Annotated in this window: 16 protein-coding genes; all 16 read left to right on the top strand. The window is 45.7% G+C overall.

Annotated features, from left to right (window positions below; genetic code table 11):
• Positions 1-34 precede the first annotated feature (34 nt).
• The 16 genes from dpaA (at position 35) to J7E26_RS04895 (ending at position 17,482) form a co-directional block, all read left to right on the top strand.
• Positions 35-925: a dipicolinic acid synthetase subunit A gene (dpaA, locus tag J7E26_RS04970; protein WP_214799228.1), complete on the top strand. Its 891-nt coding sequence runs from the start codon at positions 35-37 to the stop codon at positions 923-925.
• A 2-nt stretch (positions 926-927) separates the two neighbouring features.
• On the top strand, positions 928-1,518 hold the full coding sequence (gene dpaB / locus J7E26_RS04965; RefSeq protein WP_214799226.1) for a dipicolinate synthase subunit B: 591 nt from the start codon (positions 928-930) through the stop codon (positions 1,516-1,518).
• A 134-nt stretch (positions 1,519-1,652) separates the two neighbouring features.
• Positions 1,653-2,693, top strand: coding sequence for an aspartate-semialdehyde dehydrogenase (asd, locus tag J7E26_RS04960; RefSeq protein WP_214799224.1), 1,041 nt, complete (start codon positions 1,653-1,655; stop codon positions 2,691-2,693).
• A gap of 90 nt (positions 2,694-2,783) precedes the next feature.
• On the top strand, positions 2,784-3,998 hold the full coding sequence (gene dapG, locus J7E26_RS04955; RefSeq protein ID WP_214799222.1) for an aspartate kinase: 1,215 nt from the start codon (positions 2,784-2,786) through the stop codon (positions 3,996-3,998).
• A 30-nt stretch (positions 3,999-4,028) separates the two neighbouring features.
• Positions 4,029-4,898 carry a 4-hydroxy-tetrahydrodipicolinate synthase gene (dapA, locus tag J7E26_RS04950; RefSeq protein ID WP_061520570.1) on the top strand — a complete coding sequence of 290 codons (870 nt, stop codon included), beginning with the start codon at positions 4,029-4,031 and terminating at the stop codon, positions 4,896-4,898.
• 178 nt (positions 4,899-5,076) lie between these two features.
• The gene (gene rnjB / locus J7E26_RS04945; RefSeq protein WP_214799220.1) at positions 5,077-6,744 is read left to right on the top strand and encodes a ribonuclease J; all 1,668 of its coding nucleotides are present in this window, start codon (positions 5,077-5,079) and stop codon (positions 6,742-6,744) included.
• Between the two features lie 116 nt (positions 6,745-6,860).
• Positions 6,861-7,598, top strand: coding sequence for a ClpP family protease (locus tag J7E26_RS04940; protein WP_214799218.1), 738 nt, complete (start codon positions 6,861-6,863; stop codon positions 7,596-7,598).
• Positions 7,595-7,843, top strand: coding sequence for a YlzJ-like family protein (locus tag J7E26_RS04935; RefSeq protein WP_061528759.1), 249 nt, complete (start codon positions 7,595-7,597; stop codon positions 7,841-7,843). The genes J7E26_RS04940 and J7E26_RS04935 overlap by 4 nt, the downstream gene beginning before the upstream one ends.
• A 93-nt stretch (positions 7,844-7,936) precedes the next feature.
• A complete protein-coding gene (locus J7E26_RS04930; protein ID WP_214799216.1) occupies positions 7,937-10,294 on the top strand; it encodes an FtsK/SpoIIIE family DNA translocase in 2,358 nt (785 codons plus the stop codon).
• A 144-nt stretch (positions 10,295-10,438) separates the two neighbouring features.
• Positions 10,439-11,164 carry a GntR family transcriptional regulator gene (locus tag J7E26_RS04925; RefSeq protein ID WP_214799214.1) on the top strand — a complete coding sequence of 242 codons (726 nt, stop codon included), beginning with the start codon at positions 10,439-10,441 and terminating at the stop codon, positions 11,162-11,164.
• Positions 11,165-11,183: 19 nt separating this feature from the next.
• Positions 11,184-12,503, top strand: a complete 1,320-nt coding sequence (gene bcbE / locus J7E26_RS04920; RefSeq protein WP_251034518.1) for a bacillibactin exporter BcbE — start codon at positions 11,184-11,186, stop codon at positions 12,501-12,503.
• Between the two features lie 375 nt (positions 12,504-12,878).
• Positions 12,879-14,159, top strand: a complete 1,281-nt coding sequence (yfmF, locus tag J7E26_RS04915) for an EF-P 5-aminopentanol modification-associated protein YfmF (RefSeq protein WP_214799210.1) — start codon at positions 12,879-12,881, stop codon at positions 14,157-14,159.
• Positions 14,156-15,442 (top strand): EF-P 5-aminopentanol modification-associated protein YfmH, encoded by a 1,287-nt coding sequence (yfmH, locus tag J7E26_RS04910; RefSeq protein ID WP_214799208.1) that lies wholly within the window; start codon positions 14,156-14,158, stop codon positions 15,440-15,442. The genes yfmF and yfmH overlap by 4 nt, the downstream gene beginning before the upstream one ends.
• A gap of 58 nt (positions 15,443-15,500) precedes the next feature.
• Positions 15,501-16,229: an elongation factor P 5-aminopentanone reductase gene (ymfI, locus tag J7E26_RS04905; RefSeq protein ID WP_214799910.1), complete on the top strand. Its 729-nt coding sequence runs from the start codon at positions 15,501-15,503 to the stop codon at positions 16,227-16,229.
• 77 nt (positions 16,230-16,306) lie between these two features.
• Entirely contained in the window at positions 16,307-16,564 is a 258-nt protein-coding gene (locus J7E26_RS04900) for a DUF3243 domain-containing protein (RefSeq protein ID WP_214799207.1), read from the top strand.
• A 126-nt stretch (positions 16,565-16,690) separates the two neighbouring features.
• On the top strand, positions 16,691-17,482 hold the full coding sequence (locus tag J7E26_RS04895; RefSeq protein WP_214799205.1) for a DUF3388 domain-containing protein: 792 nt from the start codon (positions 16,691-16,693) through the stop codon (positions 17,480-17,482).
• Positions 17,483-17,497 lie beyond the last annotated feature (15 nt).

Here is a 17,497-nt window from a genome sequence, read left to right as displayed (position 1 = left end):
GATCCAGTAACTGTAAAGAAGGTGAACGTTTCATATGTTAACCGGATTGACAATTGCGATCATTGGCGGTGACGCAAGACAGCTTGAGATTATAAGAAAGCTGACAGAACAGCATGCCGATATTTATCTCGTAGGATTTGACCAGTTAGATGACGGTTTTACAGGAACCGTAAAATGCAAAATCGATGACATTCCATTTCAGAAAATAGACAGTATGATCCTGCCCGTATCGGCAACAACCGGAGAAGGTGTTGTCTCGACGGTTTTTTCAAATGAGGAAGTGGTGTTAAAGCAGGAGCATCTTAATCAGACACCGGCGCATTGCGTCATCTACTCAGGCATCTCAAACGCCTATCTGGAAGGCATCGCCCAAGAAGCCGGCCGCAAGCTCGTCAAGTTGTTTGAGCGGGACGATATCGCGATATTTAACTCTATTCCGACGGTTGAAGGAACGATCATGATGGCGATTCAGCATACTGATTACACCATCCACGGATCGAGTGTGGCCGTTCTCGGATTAGGGCGCACCGGCATGACAATCGCCCGGACGTTTGCGGCTTTAGGAGCAAAGGTAAAAGTAGGGGCGCGAAGCTCGGCGCATTTAGCCCGTATAACCGAAATGGGGCTTTCTCCTTTTCAAATAGAAGAGCTTGCAGACCATGTGAAAGATATTGATATCTGTATTAATACTGTGCCGAGCTTGATTTTAAATCAAAACGTTTTGTCACGGATGACACCGAAGACCCTGATTTTGGATTTAGCTTCCCGTCCGGGCGGAACGGACTTCAAATATGCTGAAAAGCAGGGCATTAAAGCGCTGCTTGCCCCGGGGCTTCCGGGAATTGTCGCGCCGAAAACAGCCGGCCAGATTATTGCAAATGTCCTCAGCAAGCTTTTGGCAGATGTAAAGAAAGAGGGGGAATAGCCATGTCTCTGAACGGGAAAAGAATCGGATTCGGATTAACCGGCTCACACTGCACATATGATGCCGTCTTTCCGCAAATAGAAGCGCTTGTAAATGAAGGAGCTGAGGTCCGTCCTGTCGTGACGTCCACTGTCCAATCAACCGACACCCGATTTGGAGAGGGAGCGGAATGGGTCAGAAAAATCGAAGAGCTGACTGGGTTTGAAGCGATAGACTCCATTGTAAAAGCAGAGCCTCTCGGGCCGAAGCTCCCGCTTGATTGCATGGTCATCGCCCCGCTGACGGGAAATTCAATGAGCAAGCTGGCAAATGCAATGACCGACGGTCCGGTGCTTATGGCCGCGAAAGCCACAATCAGAAACGGCCGTCCTGTCGTGCTCGGAATTTCGACAAACGACGCGCTCGGATTGAACGGCACGAATTTGATGAGATTGATGTCAACCAAAAACATTTTCTTCATCCCGTTCGGTCAGGATGATCCTGTTAAAAAGCCGACGTCGCTCGTCGCTAAAATGGATCTGCTTCCGATAACGGTTGAAAAAGCCCTTCTGCATGAACAGGTCCAGCCGGTGCTTGTACAGCATGATGAATAAATGATTAAATATACAGAAAATCTTTGCGGAATAAAAAAATTCGGTCAACCCGTGACTATTCTATGGTAAAATAAAACGTAAAATGCATAGTCAATTCAACAAATGATGCTTAATTGGCGGAAGGAGTTTTACAGATGGGAAGAGGATTACACGTAGCAGTTGTCGGAGCGACGGGAGCTGTAGGACAGCAAATGCTGAAAACACTGGAAGACAGAAACTTTGAAATAGAAACACTCACACTACTATCCTCAAAACGCTCTGCTGGTACGAAAGTAACATTTAAAGGCGAAGAGTATACGGTGCAGGAAGCTGTGCCTGAGAGCTTTGAAGGCGTTCAGATCGCTTTATTCAGCGCCGGCGGAAGCGTGTCACAAAGCTTGGCGCCTGAAGCTGTAAAACGCGGAGCCATCGTCATTGACAATACAAGTGCGTTTCGCATGGATGAAAACACACCGCTTGTTGTGCCTGAAGTGAACGAGGCTGACCTGCATGAACATAACGGTATTATCGCCAATCCTAACTGCTCAACCATTCAAATGGTGGCGGCTCTTGAACCGATCCGCAAAGCATACGGCCTGAAAAAAGTCATTGTTTCTACTTACCAAGCAGTATCCGGTGCGGGCAATGAAGCGGCCAAAGAACTTTACAGCCAGACAAAGGCGATTTTAAATAATGAACCGGCAGAACCATCCATTATGCCTGTTAAAGGGGACAAAAAGCATTATCAAATCGCTTTTAATGCCATCCCGCAAATTGATAAATTCCAAGATAACGGCTATACGTTTGAGGAAATGAAAATGATTAATGAAACGAAAAAAATTATGCATATGCCGGAGCTGGAAGTAGCGGCGACATGTGTCAGACTGCCGATTGAAACAGGCCACTCCGAATCTGTATATATTGAACTAGATCGTGATGATGCAACAGTTGAAGACATCAAACATCTTTTAAAAGAAGCACCGGGCGTTACGCTTCAGGATGACCCGGCGGAGCAGCTTTACCCAATGCCTGCCGATGCCGTCGGCAAACGCGATGTATTTGTGGGACGAATCCGTAAAGATCTGGACAGAGCAAACGGTTTTCATTTATGGGTTGTTTCTGATAACCTGTTAAAAGGCGCTGCTTGGAACTCAGTTCAAATTGCGGAAAGCCTGCAAAAACTGAACCTCGTATAAAACGAAACGTATTTTTCAATAGGCGAACAGAAGAGAGTAAGGCTCTGCCTGCTCTCTTCTGTTACGTCAGACTAATTTGGAGTGAAAATAGTGAAGATCATTGTTCAAAAATTCGGCGGAACATCTGTAAAGGATGACAAAGGACGCAAGCTCGCGTTATCGCATATTAAAGAAGCCATCAGTGAAGGATATAAAGTCGTCGTTGTCGTGTCGGCGATGGGCAGAAAAGGAGACCCGTATGCAACAGATTCTCTTATCGGGCTTCTTTACGGCAGCCAGTCTGATATTTCTCCGAGAGAGCAGGATATGCTTCTGTCTTGCGGGGAAACGATCTCTTCTGTTGTTTTTACAAGCATGCTTAAAGAAAACGGGATAAAAGCCGCGGCTTTGACAGGAGCCCAGGCCGGCTTTTTAACAAATGCCCAGCATACCGATGCCAAGATTCTTGAAATGAAAACAGAGCGGCTGTTCGCGGCGCTCGCCAATCATGAAGCTGTAGTTGTCGCAGGTTTTCAGGGAGCCACTGAAAAAGGAGACACGACGACGATCGGAAGAGGAGGCAGCGATACGTCGGCAGCAGCGCTCGGCGCGGCGGTCGATGCCGATTTTATTGACATTTTTACGGACGTGGAAGGCGTTATGACAGCCGACCCGAGAATCGTTGAGAACGCTAAGCCGCTTCCGAATGTCACATACACGGAAATCTGCAACCTGGCTTATCAAGGCGCGAAAGTCATTCATCCGCGCGCAGTGGAAATCGCTATGCAGGCAAAGGTGCCGATTCGCGTGCGCTCCACATATTCAAAAGACAAAGGTACATTGGTGACGTCACATCATTCTTCAAACGTCGGCAGCGATGTTTTCGAAAGATTGATTACCGGAATCGCCCATGTAAAAGATGTGACGCAATTTAAGGTCCCTGCTAAATTAGGGCAATATAACGTTCAGACAGAAGTCTTTAAAGCAATGGCCAATGCCGGAATCAGCGTCGATTTCTTTAATATCACGCCGAGCGAAATCGTTTATACCGTGGCCGGCAATAAAACGGATGCCGCGCGCAGCATTTTGGCCGATTTAGGCTATGAGCCTGCGGTAACGGAAAGCTGTGCAAAAGTGTCAGCGGTCGGAGCCGGTATTATGGGTGTGCCGGGAGTCACGTCGAAAATCGTCTCAGCGCTTTCTGACAAAGGCATTCCTATTTTGCAATCTGCCGACAGCCATACTACGATTTGGGTTCTTGTCCATGAAAAGGATATGGTGACGGCCGTAAATGCTTTGCATGAAGTGTTTGAACTTTCAAAGTAAATGTGATTGAATCATGATGAGGTGAAAAAAATGAATGTCGGAAATATATCTACAGCGATGATTACGCCCTTTGACAATAAAGGGAATGTAGATTTTCAAAAGCTGTCTACATTAATTGACTATTTGTTGAAAAACGGCACGGATTCTTTAGTCGTTGCGGGCACAACCGGAGAATCCCCGACCCTTTCAACAGAAGAAAAAATTGCACTCTTTGAATTTACTGTCAAAGAAGTGAACGGACGTGTTCCTGTCATTGCGGGGACGGGAAGCAACAATACGAAAGACTCCATTAAACTGACAAAAAAAGCGGAAGAAGCCGGCGTTGATTGCGTCATGCTTGTCACGCCTTATTATAATAAACCTTCACAGGAAGGCATGTACCGCCATTTTAAAGCCATAGCGGAAGAAACGTCTCTGCCGGTTATGCTTTACAATGTTCCGGGCAGAACGGTTGCTTCACTTGCGCCGGAAACAGCGATCCGTCTGGCTGAGATTCCGAATATCTCCGCTATTAAAGAAGCGAGCGGCGATTTGGATGCCATTACGAAAATTATTGCGGAAACGCCGGAGGATTTCTACGTCTATTCCGGTGACGACGGTTTAACGCTTCCTGTTCTTGCGGTCGGCGGAAGAGGGGTCGTGTCAGTGGCAAGCCATATCGTCGGCCCTGACATGCAGCAGATGATTAAAAACTATACAAACGGGCAAACGGCAAACGCAGCGCTGATCCATCAGAAGCTTTTGCCGATTATGAAGGAGCTGTTTAAAGCGCCTAATCCGGCTCCGGTCAAAACAGCGCTTCAGCTGAAGGGCCTTGATGTCGGATCTGTGCGTCTTCCTCTTATCCCGCTGAATGAAGATGAGCGGCTGAGCCTGAGCAGCGCCATCAGCGAACTGTAAGAAAAAATTCATACAGTGAACATAAGCGGTCATTCTCATCTTTATCGTGAGTTTGACCGTTTTGTCTACATATTGGTTTTCCCTAAACCCTCTGCTTCATCTTGTTTTCTAAAATTGATATCAGTTATAATAGAAACAAGTGATGATGGACGGGTATGAGACTAGGAGGATATAGATTTTGAAAAAGAAAAATACAGAAAACGTCAGAATTATCGCCCTTGGCGGTGTCGGAGAAATTGGGAAGAACCTATATGTCATCGAAATCGACTCAGACATATTTGTAGTTGATGCAGGGCTGATGCATCCGGAAAATGAGATGCTCGGAATTGATGTCGTCATTCCGGACATTTCTTATTTAGTTGAACGGGCTGACCGCGTGAAGGCCATCTTTCTGACACACGGACACGATGAAAACATCGGAGGCGTCTTTTATTTATTGAACAAGCTGTCAGTTCCCGTATACGGAACAAAACTTACGCTTGCTTTGTTAAGAGAAAAACTGAAGCAGTACGGACACAATCGAAAAGCTGATTTACGGGAAGTTCACTCAAAATCTGTCATTACATTCGAATCAACAAAAGTATCGTTCTTTAAAACGATCCACAGCATTCCGGATTCAGTGGGAGTCAGCTTCAAAACATCACTTGGCTCTATTGTATGCACGGGAGACTTTAAATTTGACCAGACGCCTGCTTATCACCAATCATGTGATATCGGCGAGATCGCAAAAATCGGAAACAGCGGCGTGCTTGCCTTGCTTTCAGACAGCGCCAACGCTGAGCGGCCGGGGTATACTCCATCTGAAGCGTATGTAAGCGGAGAAATTTCTGACGCCATGTACAATTCAGAAAACCGTGTCATCGTTGCCGTATTTGCGTCAAATATCAATCGCATTCAGCAAGTCATTCAGGCTGCTGCCCAAAACGGCCGAAAACTCGCCATAGCCGGAAAGAACCTGCAAAACGTGCTTCAGCTTGCGCGCAAGCTCGGCTATATCGAAGCCGATGAAGAATTGTTCATTCCGGTTCAAGATGTGAAAAAATATCCGAAACGCGAAGTGGCGATTGTTACGGCAGGAAGCCACGGTGAGCCGTTAGCCGCTCTGACGAGAATGGCGAAACAAGCGCACAAGCAGCTCAACATCGAAGAAGGGGACACCGTTGTCATTGCGTCAACGCCGATTCCGGGGCATGAACTGATTTATTCTAAAACCGTCAACCTTCTCGTGCGCGCCGGCGCTCAAGTTATTTTCGCTCAAAAACGCGTGCATGTGTCAGGCCACGGCTCTCAGGAAGAATTGAAGCTGATGCTTAATTTGCTAAAACCGAAATATTTGATTCCGGTCAACGGCGAATTCAGAATGCAAAAAGCACATTCAAAAATCGCTGAAGAAATCGGCATGAAACGCAGTGATATTTTCTTAATCGAAAAAGGCGACGTCGTCGAATTCCGCGGCCAGAATGTGAAAATCGGTGATAAAGTATCTTACGGAAACGTCCTGATTGACGGTCTCGGTGTCGGTGACATCGGCAATATCGTGTTAAGAGACCGCCGCTTATTGTCACAAGACGGTATTCTGATTGTCGTGATTACGCTCGATAAGCAGAAAAAACACCTTGTATCAGGTCCGGAAATTATTACACGCGGTTTCGTTTATGTCAGAGAGTCAGAAGGGCTGATTGTACAAGCAACTGAGCTCGTCCGCTCTATCGTGACGGAAGCGACGGAAACGTCCGCCGTAGAATGGTCAACATTGAAACAGGCGATGCGCGACGCGTTAAACCAATTCCTTTATGAAAAAACAAAACGCAAGCCGATGATCATCCCGATCATTATGGAAGTATAATGTAAACAAAGCCGGAGCGGCCGAAAAAGCTCCGGCTTTGTTTTTTGTTCTCCCCGGATGGAAACCCGATTCTTTGTTCATAATACAAAGAGACATTCGGAAAGGGTGAAAGTAAAATGGATCATCGTATGGAAAACAACGAAGAACAGCAGCCCGAAAAAACAGATGCGAAAGACAGTATCATGAGCAAAATTCAGCAGCTGGGAGAAACATCTCTTCCGCAAATGCCTCAAGATACCAATATTCATTGCCTGACAATCATCGGGCAAATTGAGGGGCATGTACAGCTCCCGCCGCAAAACAAAACAACCAAATATGAACATGTTATCCCGCAAATCGTGGCCATCGAGCAAAATCCGAAAATTGAAGGCCTTCTGATCATATTAAACACTGTCGGCGGTGACGTGGAGGCGGGGCTTGCGATTGCCGAAATGCTGGCGTCATTATCAAAACCGACTGTTTCGATCGTGCTTGGAGGCGGTCACTCCATAGGCGTTCCGATTGCCGTGTCATGTGATCACAGCTTTATAGCCGAAACCGCGACCATGACCATTCACCCGGTTCGTCTTACGGGGCTTGTAATCGGCGTCCCGCAAACGTTTGAATACTTGGATAAAATGCAGGAGCGGGTCGTGAACTTTGTTACGAACCACTCTAATATTTCTGAAGAAAAATTCAAAGAACTCATGTTTTCAAAAGGAAATTTAACTCGGGACATCGGAACGAATGTAGTCGGAAAAGACGCGGCTGATTACGGTTTAATTGATGACGTCGGCGGAGTCGGCCAGGCGATTAAAAAGCTGAACCAGCTTATTGAGGAACGAAAGGGCGAGGAAGGAAGGATAATCCAATGATTCTTTACACCGTCATGCCCCAAGAAGTCGTCTATCAAAGTGAGCAGGAGCAAAGCGTGCATGAACAGGTTGATTACGCAGGTGTGCCTCTGCTCGTTGAAATGAAGGGAAATGAAGCGGAAGTCGTGCAAATTTTAAGTACGAACCCGATGGATTTTCTCAATCCCCACATTGCCCCCGGACAAAAACTTAAGTTGAATCTAACCGGCATTCAGTCCGCTTCTCAGGGGCAAAATATGCTATAATAGGGGAATCCTACAGAAAAATGCAGCCGAAAGAAGGCTGCTTTTCTTCATGATGTATGATTTTACATTTTTTAACGCAGTAAGGTGATGAGTATGGCCAAGAAAAAACGGAAATCAAAAAAGAAACAAGAGAGCAAGCTCAACATAAAATACGAACTATGCGGATTACTCTGTGTTGCGATCTCGATTATAGCCGTTTTGCAGCTCGGCGTTGTCGGACAGACCTTTGTGTATTTGTTCCGTTTTTTTGCGGGAGAGTGGTTTATTTTATGTTTGCTGGCGTTATTCCTTTTAGGAATTTCGTTATTTTGGAAAAAGAAGAGCCCAAGTCTTTTAACGAGAAGAAAAGCCGGATTGTATTGTATTATCGCAAGTCTTTTGCTTTTGTCTCACGTTCAGCTTTTTAAAAATCTGTCTCATCACGGATCCATTCAGTCAGCGAGCGTCATCAGTAATACGTGGGAGCTGTTTATGATTGATATGAATCAGCAGTCGGCTTCGCCTGATTTGGGCGGAGGCATGATCGGTGCGGTTCTGTTTGCCGCGTCCCATTTTTTATTTGCGTCAACAGGTTCTCAAATTATGGCGTTTGTGCTGATTCTGATGGGATTGGTACTGGTTACGGGACGTTCTCTTCAAGAAACGCTCATAAAGTGGACAAGCCCTATCGGCAGATTTATAAAAGGCCAATGGCTGGCATTTATTGAAGATATGAAAACGTTCAAAACAAATATGTCTTCTTCGAAAGCGAAAACAAAATCTGGAAAAAAACAAAAGCGTGTGCAAAAGAAAAAAGAAGAGCCTGAACCGGAGGAAGAGGACGAAGAAATCATTTCGCCCATTATCCATTCAGAGCCGATTATCTCAAGCTTTTCAGACCGCGAGGAGCAGGCAGAACAGCCGGTGATTTTGGAAAAAGCCCAGATGCCGGCCCAAGGGGCAAAAGAGGAGCAGACAACCGTTCAAGAATCTGAGGAAACGGCCGCGGCTCCGCCGATGACCTTTACAGAGCTTGAAAATAAAGACTATCAGATGCCTTCACTCGACATATTGGCGGAGCCTAAGCATTCAGGGCAGCAAACTGACAAGAAAAACATTTACGAGAATGCAAGAAAGCTGGAACGGACGTTTCAAAGCTTCGGTGTGAAGGCAAAAGTGACACAGGTCCATCTCGGCCCTGCCGTGACAAAATACGAAGTATATCCTGATGTAGGCGTCAAGGTCAGTAAAATCGTCAATTTGAGCGATGATCTTGCTCTTGCGCTTGCAGCAAAAGATATCCGGATAGAAGCGCCGATCCCGGGAAAATCGGCCATCGGCATCGAGGTGCCGAATGCTGAAGTGGCGATGGTTTCGTTAAAAGAAGTGCTGGAATCCAAGCTGAACGACAGGCCGGATGCGAAGCTGTTAATCGGCTTGGGCCGGAATATTTCCGGCGAAGCGGTGCTTGCGGAATTAAACAAAATGCCCCACTTACTCGTAGCCGGAGCAACGGGAAGCGGAAAAAGCGTTTGTGTTAACGGTATTATTACGAGCATTCTTATGAGGGCAAAGCCTCATGAAGTAAAAATGATGATGATTGACCCGAAAATGGTTGAACTGAATGTGTATAACGGCATTCCGCATCTCCTCGCTCCGGTCGTAACAGACCCGAAGAAAGCGTCACAGGCTTTGAAAAAGGTCGTCAATGAGATGGAGCGGCGCTATGAGCTATTTTCCCACACGGGAACGAGAAATATAGAAGGCTACAATGATTATATCAAGCGGTCGAATGCCGAAGAAGAAGTCAGGCAGCCTGAACTGCCTTACATCGTCGTCATTGTTGACGAGCTTGCCGATCTGATGATGGTTGCTTCGTCGGATGTGGAAGATTCTATTACGAGGCTCTCACAGATGGCAAGAGCCGCCGGAATCCATTTGATTATCGCGACACAGCGGCCTTCAGTGGACGTCATTACAGGGGTCATTAAAGCGAATATCCCGTCAAGAATCGCTTTCAGCGTCTCTTCCCAAACAGATTCCCGGACGATTTTGGACATGGGCGGCGCGGAGAAGCTTTTAGGCCGCGGAGATATGCTGTTTCTGCCTGTGGGCGCCAATAAACCGGTGCGGGTGCAGGGTGCGTTCTTATCGGATGAAGAGGTTGAGCATGTCGTTGAGCATGTCATTACTCAGCAAAAGGCACAGTATCAAGAAGAAATGATTCCGGAAGAAATGCCTGAAACACACAGTGAAGTAACAGACGACCTGTATGATGAAGCTGTCGATTTAATAATCGGCATGCAGACGGCATCTGTCTCCATGCTTCAAAGACGGTTCAGAATCGGATACACGAGAGCGGCACGATTAATTGACGCGATGGAAGAACGCGGAGTCGTTGGACCGTATGAAGGAAGCAAACCGAGGGAAGTATTATTATCAAAGGAACAATATGATGAGCTCTCTTCTTAAATGAAGAGAGCTTTCCCATGTATGCGTGTTACTCATAACAAACTTATGTCAACCAGCGCATCCCTATTTATTTTTTTGACAAAACATGATATAGTTGTCCCAATTGTTCAATAATTTATCGAAAGTGGTTTACGGAGGGGAAACATGTCTACAAAAGCTGACAATCGTCACTTGTATTTAAAAGTGATTGAGCGAATCAAAGAGGATATTAAAAACGGAGTTTACACCGAAAAAGAAAAGCTTCCTTCTGAATTTGAGCTTTCAAAATCAATGGGTGTCAGCCGGGCAACTCTGCGTGAAGCTTTACGTATCCTTGAAGAGGAGCATGTGATTATCAGACGGCACGGTGTGGGCACTTTTGTCCATACAAAACCGCTGTTTCTTTCAGGTATTGAACAGCTCAACAGCGTGACCAAAATGATCAAACAAGCGAATATGGTGCCTGGAACGATTTTTTTGTCGTCCCAAGTCATTGCGCCGTCTGATGAAGATATGTCAAGATTCCAGCTGCAGCGTGACCAGGAGCTTTTTTATTTGGAACGCGTCAGAACGGCCAGCGGAACGCCTGTCGTTTATTGTTTAGATACGATTCCGATGGATATTCTGCCAAGTTCTTTCTGCCATGAGCAAGAGTCCATTTTCGACCTGATTGAAAAAAATTCCGGGTCTGTGATCAGCTATGCTGTCGCTGATATCGAACCGATCGGATATCATGATGAGATTTCGCCTGTTTTGGAATGCGAACCGGAGACCGCGCTTTTGTTGTTAAAACAAACGCACTTCAATCAGCATGATCAGCCTGTGCTGTATTCTTTAAATTATTTTCGTGCTGACAAATTCAGCTTCCATGTATTAAGAAAACGTTTTTAAGACAGACACTTACACGTGTCTGTTTTTTTATTTGTCCTGTTTGTACATACTTTGGTTTGAAACAAGGCACAATGAAATGGAAACAACCAAGTACAGTGAATGGGTGAATATGTTGAGTAACAAAAATGGAACGAAAAATATTATTGCTTTATCTTCTGTACCGCTCGTTATGACACTTGGGAATTCAATGCTGATTCCCGTGCTTCCGATGATTGAAAAGAAGCTGTCCATCTCGTCCTTTCAAGTGTCGTTAATTATAACGGTCTACTCGATAGTGGCGATTATTTGTATTCCGATTGCGGGATATTTGTCGGATAAATTCGGAAGAAAAAAGATCCTTTTGCCCTGTCTGCTGATAGCAGGGGCGGGCGGAGCGCTTGCTGCATTTGCCTCGACCGCCTTTAAGAATCCCTATCCGATTATTTTGGCCGGGCGGGTGCTGCAAGGCATTGGGTCAGCAGGGGCTGCGCCGGTTGTCATGCCGTTTATCGGGGATTTGTTTAAGGGGGATGATGAACAAGTTACGGCAGGGCTCGGCGATATTGAAACCTCTAACACTGCCGGGAAAGTTTTAAGTCCGATTCTCGGATCGTTACTGGCATCTTGGTATTGGTTTATGCCGTTTTGGTTTATCCCGTTTTTTTCACTCATCAGCTTTTTTCTCGTCTTATTTTTAGTGGAAAAGCCCAAAAAGCAAAACGAAGCACACTCTATTTCTGAATTTGTGAAAAAAGTGGGCGGCATTTTTAAACGGGATGGGCGCTGGCTTATCACAGTATTTATCATCGGCTGTGTAATCATGTTTTTACTTTTCGGCGTTCTTTTTTATTTATCAGAAACGCTTGAGAAAAAATACGAAATTGACGGCGTGGCTAAAGGCGGCCTGTTGGCAATCCCGCTTTTGTTTCTTTCGGTCAGTTCATATATTGCAGGAAGAAAAATCGGCAAAAAACAAGGCAGGATGAAGTTTTGCGTTGTTGCGGGAATGAGCGCTGTGACGCTGTCGTTTATCGGTTTATGGTGGAATCACAGTTTTTATTTTCTATTTATTTTTCTGTGTGTCAGCGGAATTGGCATCGGCATGGCTTTGCCGGCTTTAGACGCCGTCATCACAGAAGGCGTGGAGAACGAGGAGTCCGGCACCATTACCTCATTTTATAACAGCATGCGGTTTATCGGAGTAGCGGCGGGACCGCCGATATTTGCTGCATTGATGTCAAATGCGAGCTGGCTGATCTTTATTTTGTCCGCTTTTTGCGGCATCCTCTCGGTATTTTTAGCGGTGTTTAATGTTTCCTCAGAACAAAAAGAAAAAAAGGAATCTTTAAAGACGGTGTAATCTGCACTGTCTTTTTTTATTTTCGACACGATTCGTGATCGTTTTTTTAAAAAGTCATTATTTCCGCTGCGATCATGTTACTGGAACATTTACGAACGATGCCGTCCTCGGGCGTTTGTCCCTCCTGCAGCCGCGGATTTAACCGGGTGCGCAATTGTAGTGCTGCCGGTAACGGTCAATATATTCGGAAGTGCCGACTCGCGGCCTTTCGAAGCCGAAACATAAAGTTGCAGCCTCTGTCTGTTTTCCGGCAGAAGTTTTTTGTTTCCTTATAAATCCTCCAGTTGATATAATTACATTCACGCACTCTTTTTTGCGAATGCTGAATTTTGGTCATAATACATACTATTAAAGAATGAACGAAGGAGGTTTCACATGACTTACGTAAATGAAATGAAGTCAAAGCACGGCGGAATCACCGCCCATATTGTTAAGACAGAAAAGTTTAAAACCGTTTCACTGACGTTTAAAATGCTGGCTCCTTTAACAAAAGAGCTCGTAACGAAAAGGGCGCTGTTTCCGCATGTGCTTCTCCGCGGTACAGAAAGCCGGCCGAAAACCGCTGATTTGCGCGCTTATTTTGATGAGCTTTACGGCACATCCGTTTCCGCTGACCTGGCAAAAAAAGGGGAGCGGCATATTATCACGTTCAGGCTGGAAATCCCGAACGAAAAATATTTAAAGGATCGGACGCCATTGCTTGAAAAAGGGCTGCAGCTTTTATCAGAGCTCGTGTTTTCACCTGCTCTGGAAGACGGCGCATTTCAGCAGCTGTATGTCACGCAGGAAAAACGGACGCTGAAACAGCGCATTCAAGCCGTATATGACGATAAAATGAGATATTCCAACTTGCGTCTCGTTCAGGAAATGTGCAAAGACGAGCCTTACGCCCTTCATGTAAACGGTGAACTTGAGGACGTCGAACACATTACGCCGAAGAATCTGTATGAAGCATATCAAAAAGCCGTCAATGAAGATCAGCTGGATCTGTATATCATTGGCGACGTCGATACAGCGCAGGTAAAAACGGCTGTCGATACGTATTTTAAAACAGAAGAGCGGGCGCAGCAGCCAATTGAAAGAAACCAGACAAATGAACAGCCTGAGCCTAAGGAAGTCATTGATGAAGAGGATGTCAAACAAGGCAAGCTGAACATCGGATTCCGAACCAATACCACCTACACAGACCGGGACTATCCCGCATTACAAGTGTTTAATGGACTTTTCGGCGGTTTTTCACATTCGAAGCTGTTTATGAATGTCCGTGAAAAAGCGAGTCTCGCTTATTATGCCGCATCGCGTGTTGAAAGCTTTAAAGGGCTTTTGATGGTCATGTCGGGCATTGAAGTGAAAAATTACAAGCAGGCTGTCACAATTATTGAAGAACAATTTCAGGCGATGCAAAACGGGGATTTCTCTGAAGATGATATCACCCAAACAAAGGCCGTTATTAAAAACCAAGTGCTGGAAACGATTGATACTGCATACGGTTTAGCAGAATTTCTGTATCAGCAGGCCGCAGCCCAAGTGGAAATACCGGTCGAGACGTTCCTTGGCAATATCGAGCGGGTGACGAAAGAGGACATTATCAATGCCGGAAAGAACATTAAATTGGATACGACTTATTTCTTAAAAGGGACGGGGGGAGCATCTTGACTAAACCGATAGAATTCGAACAGCTGCAGGAAACGCTGTATCATGAAAAAATGGCAAACGGCCTTAACGTCTATGTGCTGCCGAAAAAGGGCTTTAACAAAACATACGCCGTTTTTACGACAAAATACGGTTCCATTGACAATCAGTTCGTCCCTTTGAAAAAGGAAAACATGGTTCATGTCCCGGACGGCATCGCACATTTTCTGGAGCATAAGCTGTTTGAAAAAGCGGACGGCGACGTGTTTCAGGATTTCAGTAAGCAAGGAGCTTCGGCAAATGCCTTTACGTCTTTTACGAGAACCGCTTACCTGTTTTCGAGCACTTCAAATGTAGAGCGGAATTTAGAAACACTCGTTGATTTTGTGCAGGACCCTTATTTCACGGAAAAATCGGTAGAAAAAGAAAAAGGCATTATCGGCCAAGAAATTAACATGTATGACGATAATCCCGATTGGCGGCTGTTTTTCGGCCTCATCGAAAATATGTATAAAGACCACCCGGTCAAAATTGACATCGCCGGCACGGTGGAAAGCATATCTCATATCACGAAAGACCTTCTGTATGAGTGCTACGAAACCTTTTACCATCCGAGCAATATGCTTCTCTTTATCGTAGGCCCTGTCGATCCGGAAGCCGTCATAAAGCAGGTCAGGGAAAACCAGGAGAAAAAACCGTTTACAGACCAGCCTGAAATCAAGCGGAAGGAAGTTCAGGAACAAGAAGCGGTTTTCCGTCAGGAACAGGAATTGAAAATGAACGTCCAAGGCTCAAAATGTCTCGTCGGCTTAAAAGCAAAAGACCCATATAAAACAGGTCGGGAGCTTCTCAAACACGAGCTTGCCATGAACCTGATGCTTGAGAGCCTTTTCGGAAAAAGCTCGTCACATTACGGGGACTTATACGACAAGGGGTACATTGATGAAACGTTCAGCTTTGATTATACGGCTGAATACGGATTCGGCTTTGCCTCAGTCGGAGGAGACACACCGGAACCGGATAAGCTGGCAGATGAATTAAAACAGATGCTTCTTCAAGCGGGGTCTGCGGTTACCGCGGAAAAACTTGATTTGGCGAGAAAAAAGAAAATCGGGTCATTTTTAAAAGCGCTGAATTCACCTGAATATATCGCGAATCAGTTCACCCGCTACGCGTTTTTAGACATGAGTTTATTTGACGTAGTGACCGTGCTGGAACAGATTACGCTGGAGGACGTGCAGCGTGTCATAAAAGAAGAAATCGCCGAAGACAGGCTGACAGTCTGCAAAGTGGTGCCAAAATCATAAGGAAACATCCCTCAACGTTTTGAGGGATGTTTTTCTGGGGAAAGAAGGGATTTGAGTGATGAATCCGACAGCACTCGTGACCGGCGCAAGCGGCGGGATCGGGCAAAGTATAAGTGAAACGCTCGCCAAAAACGGGTACGATGTGCTTTTGCATTATTATTCTAATAAAAAGTCTGCAGCCGTGCTTGCAGAAAGACTGACTGCGGCGTTTGGCGTGCGCGCCGATATTATACAGGGTGACCTGTCTTCGCCGGCCGGAGCGGAGACACTCACCCGTTTGATTCAAAAGCCTGTTGACGCCCTTATTCTGAACAGCGGAAAAAGCCATTTCGGTCTGATTACAGACGTGACGGATGAAACGGCGCGGCAGATGGTGCAGCTGCATGTGACAAGCCCGTTTATATTGGCGAGAAACCTTGTGCCCGGCATGATTCGGAAAAAAAGCGGCGGCATCGTCGCGATCGGCTCTGTATGGGGAGAAACTGGGGCATCATGCGAGGTTTTATACAGCATGGTAAAAGGAGCACAGCATTCGTTCGTCAAAGCCCTTGCCAAAGAACTCGCCCCGAGCGGCATCAGAGTAAATGCGGTCGCGCCCGGAGCGGTGGATACGAAAATGCTTGATCAATTCACCGCAGACGAAAAAGAAGCATTGGCAGAGGAGATTCCGGCAGGCAGGCTTGCGGAGCCGAAAGAAATCGCCGAAGCTGCGGCATTTTTATTGTCGGACAAGGCTTCCTATATTACGGGGCATATTTTATCCGTTAATGGAGGATGGCACTGCTGAATAAAAAATACGTGTATAGTTTGCATCTGCACGGACAAAATAATTTTGTAACGACAGATGAAATGGAGGAAGCCCAAATGTCAGTATTAGAAAACTGGGATAGTTGGAAGAATTTCCTTGGAGACAGATTGAACTATGCGCAGGAAAAAGGAATGAGTGATGAAACCATCACTGATCTCGCTACAGAAATCGGCGGTTACCTGGCGAGCGAAGTCGATTCTAAAAACCATCAGGAAAAAGTGCTTGCGGATCTTTGGAGCGTAGCTTCTAAAGATGAACAGCGCGCCATTGCAAATATGATGGTTAAGCTTGTTGAAAATAACAGCACTCATTAAGAGGGGAGATTTCTCCTCTCTTTTTTATGTTTTCCTCTGGAGAGCAACATTCTTCTTTCTAATTAGAGAAAAATGATTTATGATAAAGGAAGGTAAAAATTTGCCACAATGGAGGGGGTATATCATTTGGCAAAGCTCGAATGGTATTTTGAATATGAAATTCAAGTGAACCGCCCCGGCCTGCTCGGGGATATTTCATCTCTTCTCGGGATGCTATCGATTAATATTGTCACCATTAACGGCGTCGACCTTTCCAGAAGGGGAATGCTGCTCAGATGCCGCCATATAGATCAAATTAAACGATTAGAATCAATTTTAAAAACAATGGAAACCATTAAAGTAACGAAGCTGAGAGAACCGAGGCTTCGCGACCGCCTCGCAGTCCGTCACGGAAGATACATCCAGCGGGATGCCGACGATAAAAAAACCTTCCGCTTTGAGAGAGACGAGCTGGGCCTTTTGGTCGACTTTATGGCTGAGCTGTTTAAAAAAGAAGGACACAAACTGATCGGAATCCGTGGAATGCCGCGCGTCGGAAAAACGGAATCCATCGTCGCTTCAAGCGTATGCGCCAGCAAAAGATGGCTTTTTGTATCATCAACGCTTTTAAAGCAAACGATCAGAAGCCAGCTCATTGCCGATGAATACAGCACGGAAAACGTATTTATCCTGGACGGCATCGTCTCAACAAGGCGGGGATCGGAGCGCCATCTTCAGCTCGTCAGTGAAATTATGAGACTGCCTGCGACAAAGGTTGTGGAGCACCCCGATATTTTTATCCAAAATACGGAGTACACGCTGGATGACTTCGATTATATTATCGAGCTCAGAAATGATCCTGACGAAGTGATTACATATGAACATGCAGAAGAGCCGCAAATATTTGACCAGACTGGTTTTTCAAGCTTTGATTTTTAATATTGGAAGGTGTTT

Origin of the sequence: Bacillus sp. ISL-51 (assembly GCF_018613535.1) — a bacterium.
Classification (GTDB): domain Bacteria; phylum Bacillota; class Bacilli; order Bacillales; family Bacillaceae; genus Bacillus.
The sequence above is the reverse complement of the archived record's forward strand: the minus strand, read 5'-3'. Positions and strand labels throughout refer to the sequence as shown.